This is a genomic window from Gemmatimonadaceae bacterium (assembly GCA_035633115.1).
Lineage (GTDB): Bacteria > Gemmatimonadota > Gemmatimonadetes > Gemmatimonadales > Gemmatimonadaceae > UBA4720.
On the sequence record DASQFN010000114.1, the window covers coordinates 203,401 to 223,980 of the forward strand.

General features: G+C 60.5%; 19 protein-coding genes. 9 read left to right on the plus strand and 10 right to left on the minus strand.

The features are described 5' to 3' along the window. Positions 1-29: 29 nt before the first annotated feature. Positions 30-1,433: a 2-oxoglutarate dehydrogenase complex dihydrolipoyllysine-residue succinyltransferase gene (gene odhB, locus VES88_17490; protein ID HYN83276.1), complete on the minus strand. Its 1,404-nt coding sequence runs from the start codon at positions 1,431-1,433 to the stop codon at positions 30-32. A gap of 95 nt (positions 1,434-1,528) precedes the next feature. On the opposite strand from odhB, the gene VES88_17495 reads away from it, so the two are divergent. From VES88_17495 to VES88_17505, 3 genes are all read left to right on the plus strand, one after another. After that, positions 1,529-2,566 (plus strand): zinc-binding dehydrogenase, encoded by a 1,038-nt coding sequence (locus tag VES88_17495; protein ID HYN83277.1) that lies wholly within the window; start codon positions 1,529-1,531, stop codon positions 2,564-2,566. Further along, positions 2,563-2,787, plus strand: a complete 225-nt coding sequence (locus tag VES88_17500; GenBank protein HYN83278.1) for a hypothetical protein — start codon at positions 2,563-2,565, stop codon at positions 2,785-2,787. Before VES88_17495 ends, VES88_17500 begins: the two co-directional genes overlap by 4 nt. Before the next feature lie 62 nt (positions 2,788-2,849). Further along, positions 2,850-3,602 carry a mechanosensitive ion channel gene (locus VES88_17505; GenBank protein ID HYN83279.1) on the plus strand — a complete coding sequence of 251 codons (753 nt, stop codon included), beginning with the start codon at positions 2,850-2,852 and terminating at the stop codon, positions 3,600-3,602. A gap of 16 nt (positions 3,603-3,618) precedes the next feature. On the opposite strand, the gene VES88_17510 is transcribed toward VES88_17505, so the two are convergent. After that, a complete protein-coding gene (locus VES88_17510) occupies positions 3,619-3,924 on the minus strand; it encodes a hypothetical protein (GenBank protein HYN83280.1) in 306 nt (101 codons plus the stop codon). A gap of 79 nt (positions 3,925-4,003) precedes the next feature. On the opposite strand from VES88_17510, the gene VES88_17515 reads away from it, so the two are divergent. After that, positions 4,004-5,212: an RtcB family protein gene (locus VES88_17515; GenBank protein HYN83281.1), complete on the plus strand. Its 1,209-nt coding sequence runs from the start codon at positions 4,004-4,006 to the stop codon at positions 5,210-5,212. 835 nt (positions 5,213-6,047) lie between these two features. Here the strand turns inward: VES88_17515 and VES88_17520 are convergent. After that, positions 6,048-6,389 (minus strand): hypothetical protein, encoded by a 342-nt coding sequence (locus VES88_17520; protein HYN83282.1) that lies wholly within the window; start codon positions 6,387-6,389, stop codon positions 6,048-6,050. Between the two features lie 499 nt (positions 6,390-6,888). Here VES88_17520 and gyrA point away from each other — a divergent pair, with 499 nt between their 5' ends. Genes gyrA through VES88_17535 form a run of 3 tightly spaced genes read left to right on the plus strand, consistent with a single transcriptional unit; the run spans position 6,889 to position 11,623 of the window. Then, the gene (gene gyrA / locus VES88_17525) at positions 6,889-9,411 is read left to right on the plus strand and encodes a DNA gyrase subunit A (GenBank protein ID HYN83283.1); all 2,523 of its coding nucleotides are present in this window, start codon (positions 6,889-6,891) and stop codon (positions 9,409-9,411) included. 22 nt (positions 9,412-9,433) lie between these two features. Then, complete coding sequence (locus VES88_17530; protein HYN83284.1) at positions 9,434-10,552, plus strand: sensor domain-containing diguanylate cyclase; 1,119 nt, start codon at positions 9,434-9,436, stop codon at positions 10,550-10,552. A gap of 30 nt (positions 10,553-10,582) precedes the next feature. Further along, complete coding sequence (locus VES88_17535; GenBank protein ID HYN83285.1) at positions 10,583-11,623, plus strand: hypothetical protein; 1,041 nt, start codon at positions 10,583-10,585, stop codon at positions 11,621-11,623. A gap of 237 nt (positions 11,624-11,860) precedes the next feature. On the opposite strand, the gene VES88_17540 is transcribed toward VES88_17535, so the two are convergent. Beyond that, on the minus strand, positions 11,861-12,316 hold the full coding sequence (locus VES88_17540) for a CoA-binding protein (GenBank protein HYN83286.1): 456 nt from the start codon (positions 12,314-12,316) through the stop codon (positions 11,861-11,863). 103 nt (positions 12,317-12,419) lie between these two features. Between VES88_17540 and VES88_17545 the strand changes: the two genes are divergently transcribed. Further along, positions 12,420-13,568, plus strand: coding sequence for a saccharopine dehydrogenase C-terminal domain-containing protein (locus tag VES88_17545; GenBank protein ID HYN83287.1), 1,149 nt, complete (start codon positions 12,420-12,422; stop codon positions 13,566-13,568). A gap of 195 nt (positions 13,569-13,763) precedes the next feature. Here the strand turns inward: VES88_17545 and dacB are convergent, their stop codons facing one another. Further along, a complete protein-coding gene (gene dacB / locus VES88_17550; GenBank protein ID HYN83288.1) occupies positions 13,764-15,341 on the minus strand; it encodes a D-alanyl-D-alanine carboxypeptidase/D-alanyl-D-alanine-endopeptidase in 1,578 nt (525 codons plus the stop codon). Between the two features lie 152 nt (positions 15,342-15,493). Between dacB and VES88_17555 the strand changes: the two genes are divergently transcribed. After that, positions 15,494-16,057, plus strand: a complete 564-nt coding sequence (locus tag VES88_17555) for a hypothetical protein (GenBank protein ID HYN83289.1) — start codon at positions 15,494-15,496, stop codon at positions 16,055-16,057. A gap of 186 nt (positions 16,058-16,243) precedes the next feature. Here VES88_17555 and VES88_17560 read toward each other — a convergent pair whose 3' ends face one another. From VES88_17560 to VES88_17580, 5 genes are all read right to left on the minus strand, one after another. Continuing rightward, the gene (locus tag VES88_17560) at positions 16,244-17,086 is read right to left on the minus strand and encodes a cytochrome c oxidase assembly protein (protein HYN83290.1); all 843 of its coding nucleotides are present in this window, start codon (positions 17,084-17,086) and stop codon (positions 16,244-16,246) included. A gap of 2 nt (positions 17,087-17,088) precedes the next feature. Further along, positions 17,089-17,445, minus strand: a complete 357-nt coding sequence (locus tag VES88_17565; GenBank protein ID HYN83291.1) for a cytochrome C oxidase subunit IV family protein — start codon at positions 17,443-17,445, stop codon at positions 17,089-17,091. 6 nt (positions 17,446-17,451) lie between these two features. Then, positions 17,452-18,105: a cytochrome c oxidase subunit 3 gene (locus VES88_17570; GenBank protein ID HYN83292.1), complete on the minus strand. Its 654-nt coding sequence runs from the start codon at positions 18,103-18,105 to the stop codon at positions 17,452-17,454. Positions 18,106-18,109: 4 nt separating this feature from the next. After that, positions 18,110-19,966 carry a cytochrome c oxidase subunit I gene (gene ctaD, locus VES88_17575; GenBank protein HYN83293.1) on the minus strand — a complete coding sequence of 619 codons (1,857 nt, stop codon included), beginning with the start codon at positions 19,964-19,966 and terminating at the stop codon, positions 18,110-18,112. Between the two features lie 11 nt (positions 19,967-19,977). Then, positions 19,978-20,580, minus strand: a 603-nt coding sequence (locus tag VES88_17580; protein ID HYN83294.1) for a c-type cytochrome, incomplete at its 5' end; no start/stop codon positions are given.

The following is a 20,580-nucleotide window of genomic DNA, read 5'->3' on the forward strand; positions in this document are numbered from 1 at the left end:
GTTGTTGTTTCGCATCGTTTCGGCCGGTTTCATGAGATGAGCATCGCGGCGGGATCCTCGATCAGCTCCTTGATCCTGACGAGGAACAGAACTGCGTGCTGGCCTTCGACGATTCGATGGTCGTATGAGAGCGCGACGTACATCATGGGCCGGATCTCCACTTTTCCGGCGATTGCTACAGGCCTGTCCTGCGTCTTGTGAAGCCCGAGTATCCCCGACTGTGGGTAGTTGATGATTGGCGTCGAGACGAGCGAGCCGAACACGCCGCCATTGGTGATGGTGAACGTTCCGCCGGTGAGGTCGTCCATCGTCAGCTTCCCGTCGCGGGCGCGCTTTGCGACCTCTGAGATCTCGCGTCCAACCTCGATGATCCCCTTGGCGTGAGCGTCCTTGACATTGGGGACGACGAGCCCTGCATCGGACGCGACGGCGATTCCCATGTTGACGTAGTGCTTGTAGATGATCGAGTCGCCGTCGACCTGCGCGTTGACGACCGGATAGCTTTCGAGCGCCATGCACGCCGCTTTCACGAAGAAAGGCATGAAAGTGAGCTTGACTCCGTGCTCCTTCTCGACGCGCTCGCGCATTCTCTCGCGCAAAGAGTTGACGGCGGACATGTCGATCTCGTTGAACGTCGTGAGGTGCGCGGTGTTGTGCTGCGACTGCAGGAGATTCTCGGCGATTCTCTTGCGGCGCGTTGTCATCTTTTCGCGCGTCTCGCGCTCGCCTGGAGAAGACGGAGCTCCGGCGCGCGGGGGTTTCGGCGATGGCGGCTGAGGAGCCGCCGCCGGTGGCGGTGCCGGTGACGTCGGTGCAGCCGCCGGTGCCCCGGCAGGAGCGGGAGCAGGCGCGGACGCAGCGCGCTCCAGAACATCAGGCTTGCTGATCACGCCACCACGTCCAGTGCCGGTCACTCCCGCGACATCAATCCCCGAAGCCGCGGCAACCCGGCGCGCTGCGGGCGACGATTTGACGTCACCGTCTCCAGATGGAGCTCCAGTGCTGGGCGGAACCGGTCCCGCAGCCGGAGTTGCAGCTGCAGCGACGGTTCGGGAGGAAGCAGGAGGTGCCGATGCGCCTGCCTGCCCAGCCCCGGAGAGACCGCCGGTGGCTCCCGCGGCCTCCGAGGCTTGGCGAGCATCAGCGGGCGTAGCAGTAGCGCTTGCTGACGACTGCGCTTCAGCACTGGCGCCGACCGTCGTCTCGTCGACCTCGCCAAGCAGATCGCCAACCTTCACAACGGTCCCTTCGGCAACGGCACGACTGGCAAGCGACCCCGCGCGTGGAGCCGGAACCTCCACCGTGATCTTGTCCGTTTCCAGCTCGACGAGCGTCTCTCCGCTCGCCACCGCGTCGCCCTCGTTCTTCAGCCAGCGGAGAACCGTCGCTTCCACGATCGATTCACCCAGCGGTGGGACCTTTATCGGTAGCATTCAGGTGAGAGCGGAATGAGGGCAAACCCGATATCTTCCGGCGCATCGCGCACACTTTAGCGCTCGGGTTCTGAATATAACCCCCGAGGTTTTCGTTGCGAGCAATTACCATCTCCGCACACGGGGAACTCGAACAGCTCGAGTATCGTACGGATCTGCCGATCCCTGAAGTCTCCCCCGGGGAAGTCCGTGTGCGCGTCACGGCTGCATCGCTCAATCACCTCGATTTGTTCATGCTTCAGGGCTTGCCGGGGATCACGCTGCGACCACCCTGGATAATGGGTGCCGATGCGACCGGCATCGTCGACGCAGTGGGCGTAAACGCGAAGCGAACCGCCAACATCGGCGATTCGGTCATCATCAATCCCGGAATCAGCGACGGCACCTGCGAGTATTGCCGCGCCGGCGAACAGTCACTCTGCGTGCGATTTGGGCTGCTCGGCGAGCATCATCCGGGAACCCTGGCAGAGTACGTGGTGGTGCCCTCGGGTAACGTGCGGCGAATTCCTTCCGATATCCCCCGCGAGACTGCGGCAGCGTTCACGCTTGCGGCGCTGACGGCGTGCCGAATGGTCGTCACCCGCGCCAAGGTCGAGGCGAGCGACGAAGTTCTCATCTGGGGGATCGGGGGCGGTGTGGCGCTCGCCGCGCTCAAGCTCGTGAAACAGATCGGAGCGCGCGCGTGGGTAACCTCCAGCAGCGACGAAAAGCTGGCCCGCGCCCGCCGGCTCGGCGCCGACGAAACCCTCAACCACGCAAAGGTGGATGTCGGGACCGAGATTCGTGCGCGCACGGGCAAGCGTGGCGTGACCGTGGTGCTCGACAACGTCGGTCAGGCAACCTGGAAGCAGTCGCTCGCGGCGTTGGGCAAGCAGGGACGGCTGGTGACGTGCGGTGGAACATCGGGCCCGATGGTAGAGACCGATGTCCGGCGACTGTTCTGGAATCAATGGACGATCATGGGCTCGACGATGGGGAACGACGCGGAGTTCGACGCTGTTGCCAACGAATTGCGAGCCGGGCGGCTTTTGCCGGAGATCGATTCGGTCCACGAGCTCGAGAATGGACGGGAAGCATTCGCTCGACTCGCCAGTGGTGAGCAGTTCGGAAAGATCGTGGTGCGCGTTGCATGACGGAGAGTGCTCAATATTCGCCTGACGAGCTGACGCGAATTCGTGAGGCCTACGCGTCGAGCAATGCCGCGGATTGTCCGAGGTGTCATGTGGCGATGACGCAGCGCCCAATCGGCGGCGGATCGTTCGGCCTGGGCTACGCCCGCAGGAGGGAGTGGCTGATCTGCCCGCGATGTCACCGGAGCGCGCTTTTCGACGTAAGGCGTGGAACGAGGAATTAGCCGAGTTCTCCCGGCGCTGCTATTCTTAAGGCGTCCTCACGCACTTCATTAGAGAGTCATACGTGGATACCACGACCGTAGGCTTTTCCGAACGCCTTCAGGAGAGTTTCGCACAATTGTACAGATACGTGCCCGCTCTCTTCGGAGCGATGGTCATCCTCTTCGCGGGCTATCTGCTGGCCCGGCTGTTCGAGAAGGGAGCGGAGAAAGTTCTCCGGAAGATCAAGTTCAACCAGCTGCTCGAGCGCGGCGGGGTGATGGACGCCGTCGAGCGTGCCGGCTCGCATCTCAATCCGACGCGGATTGCAGCGAGCATCATCTTCTGGTTCGTGATGTTCACGGTGATGCTGGTTGCCGCGAACGCACTTGGCCTGCAGTCGCTCGCCAACGTCTTCTCGGAGCTGGTGAGCTACATCCCGAGCGTCATTGCCGCGATTGTGATCATCATCGTCGGCATCGTCCTCGGAGGATTCGTCGGCGGGCTGATCATGGCATCGGCGGGCGGCCTGCACGGCGGCCCAACGCTGTCTCGCGTGGGGAAGGGCGGTGTGATCGTCCTTGCCGTGTTCATGGCGCTTCAGGAGCTCGGTGTCGCAAACGAGATTGTGACGACCGCGTTTGCAATTCTATTCGGAGCTGTAGCGCTCGCGCTGGCTCTTGCGTTCGGACTCGGCAACCGCGACCTGGCGGCCCAGGTGACACGCGAGTGGTATCAGCGCTACCGCGCCGAGAGGGATGCCATCGATCGGGCGGACGCCCAGCTCGATCTGGATGATGAAGCGGAGGCGACGAGCTACAAGGGCCCGGCGCACTAGCTCACGGAGCTAGCGCCTACTCTTTCTCGGCTTCGCGCGCCTGAGCTTCCCGAATCGCCGCTTCGATCAGCTCGGCCTCCGTTCTCGACAGACCGTTGATCTGAATCGGCTGCGACCCGCCTGAGGTCTCGATCGTAAGGTTCGACCAGATCATTCCGTGCGTCGCCCGCACCGATGACACGTGCTGGCAATTGATCGCCTCTTCGGTCGATCCGAACCAGCGGCTCTTGTGGTACCTGATCTGATTGCCATCCACGGTGATGCTCGCCGGGAAGATACGGTTGCCGGAGGTGAGGCGGCTGGCGTTATATACGGAAGCCATGCCGGATAATGTCGGCACCGGGCTCGCTTTGCAACGCGAGCCGATCGGGAAGGCTGGTGTTTTGCAGCGTTAGACAGAAATGTCGATCACCGCGGTATTCGGACACCACGATGAGAAAACGCTGACGCAGCTCAATGATGTTGCGTCACGAGCGGCGTATGCCGCGCTAATGGCTGACGGCCACTCCGGCTACATCATGCCGATCGGCGGAGTGGCTGCTTACCGAAATCAGGTCTCTGTTCCCGGGGTTGGCTACGATATCGCCTGCGGCAACGCGGCCATCAGAACCGACCGCAATATCTCCGAGTTTTCCCGTGAAGATCTTACTGAGATCGCCGACGAGATCGCTTCCACCGTTTCGTTCGGAATCGGCCGCACGAACAAGGACGACGCGGCGCCAATCGATCATCCGCTTTTTGAATCTGACGCGTGGTCCCTCCTTCCGAGCGAAGCCAACGCGCACGAGCTCAAGGAGAAGGCGCGCTCGCAGCTCGGCACCGTCGGCAGCGGAAATCACTACGTCGACGTTTTTGCCGACAGAGCCGACGGCACGATCTGGGTTGGCGTCCACTTCGGCTCGCGCGGGCTCGGCCACACAATCGCGTCGGGATTTCTCTCGCTCGCCGCGAACAAGAAGTGGGGAATGCGCGCGAAGGAGAACGAAGCCCTCCTCGATCTCGAGGCGCCAATCGGTCAGGACTACTGGTCACTCATGAACCTCGCGGGCGACTACGCCTACGCGGGACGGGAGTGGGTGGCACGCCGCGTCGTTTATCTGATGGGCGGCGATGAGATGGAGCTTGTCCACAACCATCACAATTTCTCCTGGAAGGAGAATCACTTCGGCGAGCCGCTGGTCGTTGTTCGCAAGGGAGCGACCCCTGCCTTCCCTGGTCAGAAGGGTTTTATCGGCGGCTCGATGGGAGATGATGCTGTAATTGTTCATGGCGCGAACGAAAGCTCGGAGCAGGAAAACGCGATGTTCTCGACCGTCCACGGCGCCGGCCGTGTGATGTCGCGCACTCAGGCTCGCGGAAAGACCAAGGGCTGGGGACCGAGGGCGAGGATTGTAGCGCCGGGCCTGGTGTCGCAGGAAATGCTCGACGAGTGGATCAAGTCGCGCGGCATAATCCTGCGCGGAGGTGGTCTGGACGAAGCGCCGCAGGCGTATCGCCGGCTGCCGGATGTGCTCGCAAAGCAGGGCGATACGATCGAGGTTCTTCATACGCTGGCGCCACTGATCGTCGTCATGGCGGGCGCCGGCGACTTCGACCCGTACAGGGATTAGACAAAGTCCGCCCTTTGCATCGCCAGGGGCGAGCAAGCCGCTGCGGTGTACTCGAAAGCCTTTGACGTCGAATCCGACTGGGCTAGCGCCTTCCTTGCACCTTAGCTCTGATGTTTGCTGCACGCGCTTCTAGCCGTTGTCTGAGGTCATGAGGGACATAAAAGGCAAACGCTCGTCCCACCTTCCTTTGGTTGAGAATCTCCAGGTTTGCGAGTCGCAAGAGATCGCTCCGGGCTGTCTCGTAGCTGACTCCATGGGAACGCTGGTGTGATTCGACAGTGTACCGGGCATCTGGATTTTTGAGCGCATGATTGACGAGTGCCAACTGCCGGGGGTTTAATTGGTCACGAAGCAGACGAGTCCGTGCGAGTACCTCTTCGGTGTCTCTAAGCTCTGCCCGCTTTCGCGCGAGATGCTGCTGGAGTTCTGCGATTGCCTGAAGCAGCACGCGAGATTGATATAGAAGGAAATAAGTGACGTCGTTTTCGTCGCTCTCAGTATAGAGATACGCTCGAGCGTACGCACCGCGCGCTTTCTTGAGTATCCGAGAGATCGAGACGTATTCGCAGAGCCAATACCCCTGGCGAGCCATCGCCCAGTAGAATAACGCGCGTGCGGTACGGCCATTACCGTCGACAAAAGAGTGATCATACGCGAACCAGAAATGGAGAAGAATTGCTCGTACAACCGGTGGCATGAATTCGGTTGTGCCGTAGCCATTTGCAAAATCACACATCGCCTTGAGTCGAGCTGGCAGTTCATCGGCCCTAGGGGGCGTATGTAGTCGTCGTCCCGTTTCGTCTTCGATTACAATTTCTTCGTCGTCTCGCCGAAATCATCCGGCCGCGTCGGGATCATCAAGAGTACGTTCAGTCACGATGCGTTGAAGATCAAAAACGATGTCGGGTGTCAGTTCATGCTCAACAAGCTCGTGAACACGCAGCATCGCCTGGTAATTATTCAAAATCATGCGCTCGCCGAGCGTTCTTGGCTCACGCCCCTCTTGTATCATGGCCTTCGCAACCTTGCGGGTAGTTGCCGCACCCTCGAGCTGACTCGATGTAATTGCCTCTTCCACGAGCGACTTGAACAGGTACGTATTCCTTGTGGACGGATTAGCAACTTGTTCGCTTCCATCGATATTTCCTGACGCGTCTCTGTCGATCTTGTGAAGCATTTCAAGGAGCGGCGACGGGAGCGCGTACTGGAAAGGGTGTCCGGTCGTATCCAGTAAGGGGAGCTGCCGGTAATGGGATTGACGCGCCGTTTTAACGCCAAACCACGTCTCCTCTGCGGTAAGGCCCTCTGGCGGAGTGATTTGGCGAAAAGTATCCCAGTGGCGCCACTGACAGCACTGCGGCCAAGGTTATCGCCTGTCCGGGCGCGCGCAATGTCGCTTTCATATCATCGAAGTGCACCTTTTATTCGACCACCGCGTAAAGGCAACGCCGGAAGGTCGAACTGCCGAACGAAGAATCGGTGGTGGTAATGGCCGTGTGGCGTCCCTAAACCGCTGGTTGCGAACGCGCCGGGCCATCCCATCTAAGTCATTATCGCTCAATCACATACCAAGACTGCCAGTTATTGATTTCGGTTCTTTTTTGGGCTATATTCGAGGATTGCGAACCCGGGCCCTCCGGCACCCCTTCGCCCGACCTGAACGCCTCAAATAATTCATGACCGCTCCCAATAACCGAGAGCGAATTCTTCCCCGGCTGATCCACGACGAAGTCAGGGAATCGTTCCTCAATTACTCGATGAGTGTCATCGTCTCGCGCGCACTTCCCGATGTGCGAGACGGCCTCAAGCCTGTTCACCGCCGCGTGCTCTACTCCATGAACGAGCTCGGTCTCGTTCCCGGCAGACCCTACAAGAAATCGGCAACGGTCGTCGGCGACGTCCTCGGCAAATACCACCCGCACGGCGACTCGTCGGTTTACGACGCCATCGTGCGAATGGTCCAGGACTTCTCGCTCCGTTATCCGCTCGTCGACGGCCAGGGAAATTTCGGAAGCGTGGATGGAGATTCGGCCGCAGCCTATCGGTATACCGAGGCTCGGCTCACGCGTGTCGCGATGGAGATGCTGGCCGACATCGACAAGAACACCGTCGATTTCGCGCCCAACTTCGACGACCGGCTTCAGGAGCCCACGGTTCTCCCCTCGGCCGTTCCGAATCTTCTCATCAACGGCTCGTCGGGCATCGCGGTCGGAATGGCCACGAACATCCCGCCACACAACGTCAGCGAAGTCATAAACGCGACAGTAGCGCTCATCGACGATCCGGAAATCGATATTGCGGCGCTCAGAAAAATCGTGAAGGGTCCCGATTTCCCGACCGGCGGATACATCTACGGCCGGGCCGGGATCAAGGATTACCAGGAGACGGGACGCGGCCGCATCGTCATGCGCGCCCGCGCGGTGATCGAAGAAAAAGAGTCGTCAAACAAGTCGCAGATCGTCATCAACGAGCTCCCGTACCAGGTGAACAAGGCGAAGCTCGTCAGCGACATCGCCGAGCTCGTGCGGGACAAGAAGCTCGAGGGCATCTCCGATCTGCGCGACGAGTCCGACAAGGACGGAATGCGCATCGTCGTCGAGCTCAAGCGCGACGCAATTCCGCGCGTCGTCCTCAACGGGCTCTACAAGCACACGACGATGCAGTCCACTTTCGGCGTGATCATGCTGGCGCTCGTCCCGGACTCGCACACCGGCCGACTCGTGCCGAAGATCATGCCGCTCAAGGAAGTGCTGGTGCATTACATCGATCACCGGCACACGGTGATCGTTCGCCGCACGCAGTTCGAGCTCGACAAGGCGCTCGAGCGCGAGCACATCCTCGAGGGTCTCAAGATCGCCGTCGACAATATCGATGCGGTGATCAAGCTGATTCGCGCCGCCGCCGATACTCCGACCGCCAGCGGCCAGCTGCAGAAGCGGTTCAAGCTGAGCGAGCGGCAGGCCGAGGCGATTCTGAACATGAGGCTCGCGAAGCTGACGGGTCTGGAGATCGACAAGCTCGAGGCCGAGCTCAAGGAAGTTCGCGCGTTCGTGAAGGAGCTGCGTGAGATTCTCGCGTCGCGCCCGCGGCGGATGAAGATCATGCGCGAAGAGCTACAGGAGGTCGCCAAGCGGTTCGGCGACGAGCGGCGCTCCGAGATCACGAGCGACGAGGGCGAGTTCACAATCGAGGACCTGATTGCCGAAGAGGACATGGTCATCACCATCTCCCATTCGGGCTACATCAAGCGCACGTCGGTCTCCACCTATCGAAAGCAGCGCCGAGGTGGTCGCGGGCTGAGCGGTCAGGGGCTCAAGGACGAGGATTTCATCGAGCGGTTGTTCATCGGCTCGACGCACGACTACATCCTCTGCTTCACCGACGATGGCCGGTGCTTCTGGCTCAAGGTTCACGAGATTCCGCAGGCGGGGCGCGCGGCAAAGGGTAAGCCGATCGTCAACCTCATCAACGTGAATCCCGATACGCGAATCGAGTCGATGGTGCCGGTCCGCGAGTTCAGTGACGCTCAGTTCCTTCTTTTCTGCACGAGAAACGGAACGGTGAAGAAGAGCGCGCTCTCGCAGTACTCGAACGTCCGCAACACGGGCATCAAGGCGATCAAGATCGAGCCGGGTGATGCTCTGATCGACGTTCAGGTAACAAGCGGAACCAACGACATCGTCCTTGCGACGAAGCACGGCCTTTCCGTGCGATTCCATGAGCAGGACGTGCGCGAGATGGGTCGCGACACGACGGGAGTGAAGGGAATCGAGCTCCGGGAAGGCGATTCGCTCGTCGGAATGGTCGTCATCAAGCGCGACGCGACGATCCTCGTGGTCACCGAGAAAGGACTCGGCAAATGCTCGCACATCGACGACTATCGTGTGCAGAGGCGCGGCGGGAAGGGAATCATCACCGTCAACCGCACCGAGAAGACCGGTGACGTGGTGGGAGTGATGGAAGTGCTTCCGGAAGACGAGATCATGCTGATCACCAGGAACGGCGTAATCATCCGTTCCTCAGTGGCGCAGATCCGTGTCACGGGTCGTATCGCGCAGGGGGTCAGACTCGTCCATCTCGATGAAGGAGATGTACTGACCGCGGTGGCTCGAGTGGTACCGGAGGACGAGGTCGAATCGAACGGGGACGATTCGGTAGTTCCAGCGGGCGAAATCGAGGTCAGCGCCGACGAAGAGTAGGATCCACCCGAGGCACGCCCGTTTGGAAAAAGACGCAATTGACGAAATTCAATCCCTGAGAGCTGCACTACGCAACGCGGAAGCCGAGCTTCAGCGTGTGCGCGACGAAGGCGAGTCCAGGCGAGATCTCGTCGACATTCTGCACGAAGTAATGGGAGATTTGCCGACGGACGAGATCTTCCATTTTCTCGTCCGTCGTCTTGCACGTGCCCTCCGTCTCTCACATGCGTCAGTCATCAAGGCCAATCGCGACGCGAAAACCGGCGTCGTCGCCACGGCATTCGAGCAGCCACACTTACATGATCTCGAGATCGAGCTCGATCGCTATCCGGAAGTCGTCGCTGCGTTGAACGGACGCATTCCGGTATTGATTCCCGATCTTCAGGCGTCGCCCCTTTACTCGTCTCTCCGCGAAGGATGGCAGCGCGACGGAACGCACGTGAGCGTGCGGTCGGTGATGGCGCTGCCATTCCCGATAGACAGCGAGAACATGGGGGTCTTTCTGTTGAGGCGCACGACCGACGAGCCAAAGTTCGACGCGGCAGACGTCGAGTTTGCTTCAACGGTTGTGCGGAGCGGAGTCACGGCGATTCAGCGCGCGCACGCGATCGAGATGGCGCGCGCGGATAACCACCGGCTCGAAGCGCTGGCGCATACCGATCATCTGACACAGCTGGTGAATCGCCGGGCTCTCACGATCCGGCTCGTGACCGAGATGGAGAGAGTGCGGCGCTACAACGCGCCGCTGTCGATGCTGCTCATCGACCTCGATCATTTCAAGCTGGTCAACGACACTTACGGACACATTGCCGGCGACAGTGTGCTCGCCGCAGTCGCGGGCCTCCTCCAGCGCGCTGTGCGGGCGGTCGATATGGTGGCTCGGTACGGGGGTGAGGAGTTCGTGGTGGTGCTTCCCGAAACGGGCCGGCAGGGCGCGATCGCGTTCGCCGAGCGAATTCGCGAGAGAATTGCGTTGAACGGCTTTTCCATCGGCGAGCCAGGCCTGATCCACGTCACCGCCAGCATCGGCGTTGCGACCTATCCGTCCCCTCGTCTGGATTCGGTCGAGGATCTCTTCCGCGCAGCGGATGTCGCGCTCTATCGCGCCAAGGGCAACGGGCGTAACCTAGTCTGCTGCTGAAGAACCGCGGCACCTAACGATGTCAGAAAAATGAAAGTGCACAAACTCCGCCTCCTTTTGCTCGGCGCTGTCGGCGCGACGGCGTGCGTGGAGGTATCGAACAAATCCCCCGCCACCGACACCACGATTTCCCGCGCCACCCCAGCGGTCAGCGCGACGAGCGTGAACCAGGGCACGTACGGGATGCGCTCGCGAATCCGCTGGATTCTCTCGCCCGACAGCTCGGCCATCCTCGTCATGGTCGATCCCGTGTCGATCGAAAACGATCCACTGCCGAATGCTTTCTTTTTCGGGAGCGAGACACGGAACTTCCAGACGCGGATGGACAACGTATGGGACGTGGCGCCGGCGCCGGACTGGCAGTCTCTCGCATTTTCGCGGGCGTATGTAGTGCGCTCACCGAACGACGATTTGATACCCGCAGCAGATTGGATCGCGCTTGCACGCACGACGGGAATGGATACAGCGACGGTAATCCAGGGCTCATTCAACGCGAGCGGGATGACGACAATGCGCGCAATCGCGCAGCCGGGAATCATCAGGGTTCCCGCCGACATTCGCGCCCCGGGCGCAACAGATGCCGCAGCGCCGAGGATGTTTCCGATTGCCCGCGGCTGGCGCGTGAGGTGGACGGTGGACGGCACGACCATCGCGCTTGGGAACAATCCCGCGAGAGTCGAGGACGACGAGGGCTCGGAATCGTGGGCGGCACTGGATCCGAAAACCAATGCACTTCACGGAACACTGCCCGCGGGCGCACGGCTGGCCGTTCCGCGGTGGAAGGACGGACCCGTGCTCGAGTCGGGAACCGCGATGGATCTGGAAGGCGGCAATCCAGTCGACGTAACCGCCGGTAAGCGGAGTTTCTCGATAGAAAGTCAGAGGGGAGTGATCACGGCGCGCGAAACAACGCCGGGCGTGAGCTCCGACGCGACGCCATTTACGATCGGATCCGGACGCGCTCTCGTTTCAACCCGTGGAGGGCGGTACATCGTGGCCCTGGCGCCGCGCCGCAACGCCGTGGCAAATGAAATTCCGTTTGAGGCTGTGGTCTACACTGTCGCCTGGTGAAACGCTCCTGAAGTAGGCATCTATGACGGAGGTTTCAAAGGGATTCGACGGATTCAGCGGATTCGACGGCAGGTTGTACTCGCGTACAGCTAGCGTCACCTAAACGGCCACGGGTTTCTTTTTGTTGTCAACAACAAAAATCCGGCATGCTGAATGACGTTTCGCCTGCTTAGCATCAGCTCGGAGACAATCCGCGCAATCCGTCGAATCTTTGAAACCTCCGTCATAGATGCTGGTTTACCTCCCGATTCGTCGCATTTCCACCATGAGGCAGCGGTCCTGAACTACCTGTATTCCCGCTTTCGCGAATTGCTCGGCAGCGACGTCGTTGCGAATGCCTGACTGAAACCACACAGCCTTGGGTTTTTTCGCGATGATGTCATCCACATGCGGGGGAATGTCGTTCGATCGACGAAAGACGTTGACGATATCCACCTCGCCAGGAACGTCAGCAACTCTCCGATAAACCGGTTCTCCCATCAGCTCTTTCAGCTCGGGATAGTAGACCGGAACCGGGATTATCTCGTACCCGGCCATTTGCGCGTACTCCGGGACGAAATACGCCGGACGGTCGTACTCGCGCTTGATACCCAGGACCGCAATTCGCCTGGCGTTCTCCAGCATCCGGCGAATGCCTTCGCCACTCGTGATCAGATTGTCGCGCCACGTTTCGCGCTCTTCGGCGATCGGCATGTGCGCGAATACTGCAACGAGTGAGCCGGGGTAACGGCTGGATGCGCTCCCCGATTAGCTTTCGGCCTCGCAATACGCTCGAACCACGGAGACGCTCAACCTGATGAAGATGCTTGTCCTCGGCGCCGGGCTTCAGGGCTCGGCGTGCGCTTACGATCTGCTGCAGAACGAGGAGGTGACGGAGGTGCGGCTTGCCGACCTTCACACCGGGCATTTGCCGCACTTCCTCGCGCCGTATTCGGGAAGGCGACTCATTCCCACGCCCCTGGACGTCCGCGATCACGAAGCAGTCAGCGCCTTGATGCGCGAAAGCGACGCCGTGATGAGCGCGATCCCGTACTACTTCAACGTCGGTCTGGCGAAGCATGCAGTCGCGGCGGGCGTCCATTTCTGCGATCTCGGCGGGAACACCGAGATCGTATTCGAGCAGCAAACACTGGATGCCGAAGCGAAGCAAAAAGGGATCACGATCATTCCCGACTGCGGCCTTGCCCCCGGAATGGTCAACATCCTCGCCGGGTACGGCATCAGCCAGCTCGACGCCGTGGATGAAGTGAAGATTTTCGTGGGCGGCCTTCCGCAGAACCCCGAGCCGCCGCTCAACTATCAGATCGTGTATTCACTCGAGGGTGTTTTCGATTACTACACGACGCTGTCGTGGATCGTCCGCGACGGCATTCGGACGCAGGTGAAAGCCCTGTCCGAGCGTGAGTCGGTGGTGTTCGAGCGTCCCGTCGGCGAGCTCGAGGCATTTCACACGGCCGGCGGTCTCTCGACAATGGCCTTCCGATACGAGGGCAAGATCCCGTCGATGGAGTACAAGACCCTGCGGTATCCGGGGCATGCCGCGATCATGGAAGCCATTCGCGATCTCGGCCTCCTGGACGAGAATCCAATCGACGTTGAAGGAGGACGTGTTGCACCGCGGGATGTCGCGATCGCTGCGATGAGCCCGCATCTCACCAAGCCCGGTGGGCGCGACCTCGTGGCGATGCGAGTAACGGTGCGTGGGACAAAAGACGGCAAGCCGAGTCAGGTCGGCTGGGAGCTGGTGGATTTCTATGACGAAGAGCACGGCATCAGTGCCATGATGCGCGCGACAGGCTACTCGCTCTCGATTACCGGCCAGATGCAGGCGCGCGGCGACATCACGCTGAAGGGAGTCCACACGCCAGACGAATGCGTGCCTGCTCCGAAGTACATCGCCGAGCTGGCCCGCCGGGGAGTTAACATCAGAGCACTCGGCTGGTAGAGATCTGCGCACTGGCCACAGAATCACAGAAACACAGATGCCTTCAGTGGGAACAGCTCGTGCCAGCGAGGCTTCGATCGCCAAGAGAAGTTCATCCTAAGAAAACAGAACGCCGCATCGACACTGATGAGGCGTTCCGATTTTCTGTGTTCCTGTGATTCTGTGGCCAGCGCACAGATCAAAACGAAAAGAGGGTCAGCGGGCGAAGTTAGCCAGCGTCTCTCCCATGACGTCGATCATCGCCTTGGCCGTCCAGCGATCGGTGCCGTTGTAGATGAACGAGAACGCAATGACTTCACCGTCCGCGGCAGTGACGTAGCCGCCCAGCCCGACGACGTCGTTTGTCGTCCCCGTCTTCGCGTGCAGGTTTCCCTGCGCCGGGCTGCCCTTCATTCGGCGGCGCATCAGCTCCGATTCACCCGCAACGGGGAGCGATGCGTGAAACCACGGGCCCCACTCCGCGCGGTGCGCGTACCCCAGCATCTGCACCATTCCACGCGAAGTGATTCGGTCCAGAGTCGAGAGACCGCTCCCGTCGAACACCTGCAGCGTCGACGAATCGGCGCGCACCTTTTCGGCGAAGAACTCCCGGAGCAGCGACCGGCTGGCCGCGATTGTCCCCTGCTTGTTTCTCTCAGGGCCGCGTGCCGCATTTCTCAGCACGAGCTCCGCGAAATGATTGATGCTCTCGCGGTTCATTGCCGAAATCATGCGGTCGAGCGTCGGCGACTGGATGCTCGCGATCTTCACAGCGCTCGATGGAGTAGCGCCGAGCCTGATGCCGCCGTCGACTGTGACGCCCTTGCCTATGAGCGCGGCACGTAGAGCCCCCGTCGTAAAGCGCGGGGGATCTTCAACGACATAGACGTAGCGGCGCGGCGGTGAGCGCGAGCCGATCGTTCCCGAGACCTGGATCGAGCCGTCGCCGAAGCGCCGGACGGAGAGCCTTGCGCCTCCTCCGCCGACGGTCCTCACGTTGCTCACGAGTGGTATCGCGGACGTCGCCGGCTCGAGTCGCACACCGTTCGGCGCGATCGTCACCCACACGAGATTCTCATTGAGCGAGAGCGCCGATACCCGCGCCGCGTAACCCGATTGCAGATACCGGGTGAGCCACCCCTCCGGGATCGCCTTGTCGTCGAATGCCGTGTGATCGCCGATCACTTCACCGGTGATGTGCCTGATGCCCCTTGCGGCGAGCTGATCAGCCAGAAAGTTCATCGGTGCCGCTGGCCCGCCCTGGAGATATCTGCCTGACAGCGACGGGTCGCCGTCGCCCCTCAGGTAGACGTTGCCGCGCAGAGTACCGTCGGACTCGAGAGTTCCGTCGTGAAGGACGTCCGTGCTGAACTGATATCTCGGGCCGAGACGCTCGAGAGCGACTGCCGTCGTCAGCATCTTCATGAGCGATGCGGGCACCAGCGGCGTGCCGGCGTTGTAGTCGAACAGTGTGTCACCGCGCGTCAGCGACACTGCCATGAGCCCGAGCTGCCCGCTCCGGATTCTGGATGCCATCATGCGCAGGTCAGCCCTGAGGGATTCAACGGAGCGCGGCGCGGTGTAGCGGATTGGCGGAGGAGCCGGCGGGGCAGGTCTCCGCGCCGTCGTCCTCCCTTTCTTCTTTGTCGTTTTCTTTTTTGTCTTCGACTGCGACGCCGTAGTTTTGGCTTTCTTCTTCTTCTTGCTCGTCTGGCCGTCGATTGACGTTGCGGCAAGCGCCGCCAGAACAAGTACCGCCATCAGGCGCAGCCTGCGATACAGCATGATTGTCATCGAATACGGATAGTCAAACCGGAAATGCTGAGCCGCCAACGCGAATTTCGCACCACACTTTCGTTCCTTCGCCGCACGCCCCTTGCATCTCTCCTTGCTCCGCTAGGAAAACGGTAACGGTTTGCATAACTTCACGCCTGGAGGAGAACTTCATGGCGTACGGCGCAGACGAGGCCGAGCTCCGGCCGATATCAACAAAGGCGATCCCGCGATCGTTGTCGGAGTCGCACAGCTCTGCCCGCGAGGGTATCATCGCGGGCTTCCTTGGAGCGACTGCGATTGCTGTCTGGTTCCTGATCGTCGACATCGTCTCCGGTCGTGCGCTCTATACTCCCGATCTCCTCGGCCGCGGGCTCATCAGCATACTCGGCAAGCCGCCTGCAATGCCGGATACGGTGCTGACCCACGTAATTGCATATACACTCTTTCACTACGCGGCGTTCGCCCTGGTGGGGGTGATCGTGGCTTACGTTGTACACAAATCGGCCCAGACCCCGGCAATTCTCGCCGGATTTCTAATCCTGTTCGTCGTGATCCAGATCGGAGCTTATGGATTAGCCGGCCTGTTCACGGAATCGGAATTCGGCAGCCTGGCGTGGTATCAGATCTTCATCGCCAATCTGATTGCAACGGTGGTCATGGGATGGTTCATGTGGACGAGGCACCCCGGCCTCAAGCACGACATCGACGTGGCGCTGACTGGTACTGACGCTTAGCTGATTACTCTGTTGCGAGTTTCGGTGTCGGCCGGGCGGGCGGGGGTGTCCGGTTCTCGGCGCCGCAAATGGGGAGCGTTCGAGCCGCATCTCATAATTTATTCCGGCCCGCGCGGTCTGCCGTGAACCGGATACCACCGTCCCCACATGCGCACGGAAGCGAGCTAACAACTGGCGAGCTGACAACTATGCGGCGCGCGGCTTCCAGTCCACCTGTGCGCCGGCAGTGCTGTCGTCGCCGCGCGCTACCCACCTGAAGAACACAACGGTCATGATCACCGCGAAAATCAGCCCGCCGGGGACCCACATTATCAGCCCTCCCAGCATCTGATCGTCCATCGGTGACAGCGGCGACACGCGCGGGGCGGCCGAGTAAGCGGGATACAGCACGCGGTCGGCCATAGTGATGTAGACGGCGATGATCGACATCGGAATGCTCATCAGGAAGCAGTACAGCATCTGACCCGGATACGAGAGCCGCGGCAGCTCCGGCAGCGGGCTCATCAGCGGCCACCACATAAGCACAGCCGCCGACATGAACATGAGATGCTCGACGATGTGGATATTGTGGCTGGCCATCGCGGAGTTGTAGAAAACAGGGATGTGCCAGGCGGCAATGACGACGTTGAAGATCGTGTAGCAGACGATAGGCTTCGTCACCTTCCGCGCAATGCCGGCGAGTGCGGGGTTCTTCAGAAGCGGCCGCAGCATCCACCCTGGAATTCCCGCCATCAGGAGCGGCGGCATCGCGAGCGTCAGCAGGAGATGCTGCACCATGTGTGCGCTGAACAGATAATCGTCGCTCAAATCATGCAGCGGCCCGTTCAGCGAAGCGAAAATCACGAATAGCCCCGCGAAAAACGAAATCTTCCTCGGCCCGCCGAGACGTTCGCCCGGAGGCGCATGACTCGCCCGCCAGAGATAGAGCCCCCCAAGGGCGGCGAGGCCCGCCACAGTGCTCGGATGAATCGACCACTCCAGCCACCCGAACTGCGTGAACGGGTGGAGCATCGCGAGCACCGGCATCATGGCTAGTGGCCCAGCTTTGCCACCAGCTGTCCGAAGAGGAACAGCAGCGAAATCAGCGTCAGCGCGGCGATGAAGAGGGGTCCTGTGAACAGCGCTCGGAACAGCTTGTGGTCGTACTTGAGGTGCATGTAGAACATCACGACGATCCCGAATTTGAGTGCCGAGAGCACGAGCAAGAGCGGAACGAAAGCGCGCGACGCTACAACGGCCGGTATGTAGTACATCCAGACTTCGCCGATCGTGATGACCGTGAGGATGGTCGCCACCTTCCAGTAAGTCGACCACCCCGGATGGTGATGCTCGGCGTGCGCCTCAGCCGGATGCGCAGTGGGATCGGTGTGCGGCGTATCGTGTTCCATCGGATCCTACTTGATCAGGTAGACGAGAGTGAAGATCACAATCCAGACGACGTCGACGAAGTGCCAGTACAATGCCGCGATATCCACGATGAGTGCGTCGGCGGGCCCCAGGCCGCGGCGGTAATCGATCGACAACAGCGTCAGCAGCCAGACAACACCGGCCGTCACGTGCGCGCCGTGGAATCCCGTGAGCGTGAAGAACGACGATCCGAACAGATTCGTTTTGATAGTCAACCCTTCGTGCACGAACGACGTGAACTCGAAGGCCTGAAAGCCGAGGAAGGTTGTGCCGGCGATTGCCGTCGCCCACAGCCAGAGCTTCGAGGAGCCGAGTATTCGGTCTCCCCTCGTATGCTTGGGGGCGTTCTTGTTCTGCACTGCGGCCAGCGCGAGCACCATGAAGAGCGACGACATGAGGAGCGTGAACGTCGACGCCGACGTGACCGGAATGTTGAGGATCGCACCGAACTGTTGCCCGCTGGTTGGATCGACCCACGTCTCGTGCGGGAAGGGACCTACTCTGCTCCGCCCCTTGTAGATGAGGTAGGTGGAGATGAGCGAAGTGAACAGCATGCACTCCGAGCCGATGAAGGCCCAGATCGCAATTTTCCGGCTGTCGAGTCCCGTTGACGTGTAGTGGTGCGCAGCTGGTGCGGTCATGAGTCTAGTGGTGCTCCGGCTCGAGCGGGCTCAGAAGCCAGGTATAGAGACTCCCGACGAGAATTCCGGCGCCGATGAATATCAGTGCCTTTGTCGTCATCAGCCCGCAGAACATGACGATCAGACCGAATGCCACCATCAGAGGCCAGATGGTCGGATAGGGAAGAATGATTCCCATCTCCTCGGCGCTCTTCCCTTCCTGCGAATTTATGCGCGCGCTCTCGAGATCCTGTTCATTGCCCTCCCAGAGCGGATAGCGGGAGCTGACTATCGGGATCTTCGCGAAGTTGTACTCGGGTGGCGGCGATGGAATGCTCCACTCGAGCGTTCCGGCGTGCCATGGGTTCGGGCCGGAGATAGCGCCGCGCTTTCTGCTCACGAAGAAATTGTAGATGAAGATCACCGTAGCTACGGCCAGCAGGTACGCTCCAATGCTCGAAATCAGGTTGTAGCTGTCCCAGCCCTGGCCGGCGTCGTACGTGTAAATCCGGCGCGGCATGCCGAGCATTCCCGAGAAGTGCATCGGGAAGAAAGTCAGGTTCATCGCGATGAAGTTGAGCCAGAAATGCCACTGGCCGAGTCGCTCGTTCATCAGGCGGCCGGTGATCTTCGGGAAGTAGTGGTAGATGCCCGCGAAGATTCCCATGATCGAGCCGCCGAACAGCACATAATGGAAGTGCGCGACGATGAAGTACGTGTCGGTCTGCTGGAGGTCAGCCGGCGGCGAGGCGTGCATGATGCCGGAGATGCCACCGATCGTGAACAGCGCAACGAGCCCGATCCCGAAATTCATCGCGGTCGTGAAGCGGATGGACCCCTGGGCCATCGTCGCCATCCAGTTGAATATCTTCACGCCCGTCGGAATACCGATGAGCAGAGTCGAGAGTGCGAACACACTGTCCGCGATCGGCCCCATTCCCACAGCGAACATGTGGTGCGCCCAGACACCGAATCCGAGCACGCCGATGATGATCCCCGAGTACACCATCACCGGATAGCCGAACAGCGGCTTGCCGGAATACGTCGGCAGGACCTCCGACACGAGCCCGAATGCCGGGAGAATGAGGATGTAGACCTCGGGGTGGCCGAAGATCCAGAACAGGTGCTGCCACAGCAGTGGATCGGCGCCCGCGGTGATCGAGTAGAAGTTCGTGTCGAAGAAGCGATCGAAAAGCAGAAAGACGAGCGCGATCGTGATGACCGGGAACGCGAGGATGAGCAGGAACATCACCACGAACGACATCCACGTGAACATCGGCATGCGCATCAGAGTCATGCCGGGCGCGCGGAGATTTATGATCGTCGTTATGAAGTTGAACGCGGCGGCCAGCGAAGAGATACCCAGTATCTGAAGGCCGATCACCCAGAAGTCGATGTTGACTCCCTGCGAGAAATCCCTCGTCGTCAGCGGTACGTATCCGAACCAGCCACCGTCGGGCGCGGCCTGGAAGAAAATCGGCACCGTGATGAAAATTCCGGCGAACAGAAACACCCAGTAGCTGAAAGCATTGAGACGCGGGAAGGCGACGTCACGCGCGCCAATCTGGAGCGGAATGAGGAAGTTGAAGAACGCCGCCGACAACGGCATGATCGCCAGGAAGATCATCGTCGTGCCGTGCATCGTGAACAGCTGGTTGTACAACTCCGCCGAGACGAACTGCTTGTTGGGCCCCTGGAGCTGAATGCGAAGCAGCTCCGCCTCGAGGCCGCCGATGAGGAAGAACGCTAGTGCGGTATAGAAATAGAGCAGCCCTATCCGCTTGTGATCCACCGTTGTGAGCCAGCTCCAGACTCCGCCTTTTTCCTGATAGGGAGCGGCGGTGTACGGAGGGGCCTGGGTGGGAACCGCAGTCGATGCCATCCGATATTCCTCTACTTCAGTGCCCAAAGATATGCAACGATGTCAGCAATCTGCTGATCGTCGAGTCCGCCCTGCGCCTTGGTGACGCGCGCCTTGAGAACCGGATCATATTCGTTCATCCCGAGCGTCGGCATCAGGACTCCGGGCTTCATCAGACGAGAATTCTTGAGCCAGAGCGCGAGATACGCCGGCGTATTTGGAAAGCTTCCCGCACCGATCGTCGCGCGCGATCCGAAGTGCGTGAGGTTCGGTCCGATGTTGCCAATCGCCGCTGGATTTCCGGCAATTGTGTGACATCCTATACAGGCGCTGGAAGAAAACACCTGCTGACCGCGATGCGCATTGCCGGTCAGGCCGCGCGTAAAGGTCAGGCCCCCGGGAATTGGTGTACGGGGTCTTGCGTACTCGAACTCGGGCTGGTTTCTCGGGAACGGATAGCTCGCCGGTGTGACCGCAGCGGCCTGACCCGGCGGACCCATCGCAACCGCGCCAAACACAGCCGGCGCGCGTTGAGCGGCAACCCAGCTCGCAAACTGCTCGGGACTCACAGTGAAAGCGCGGAACCGCATCTTCGCGTGCGACGTCCCGCAGTACTCGGTACAGAACCCGTTCCA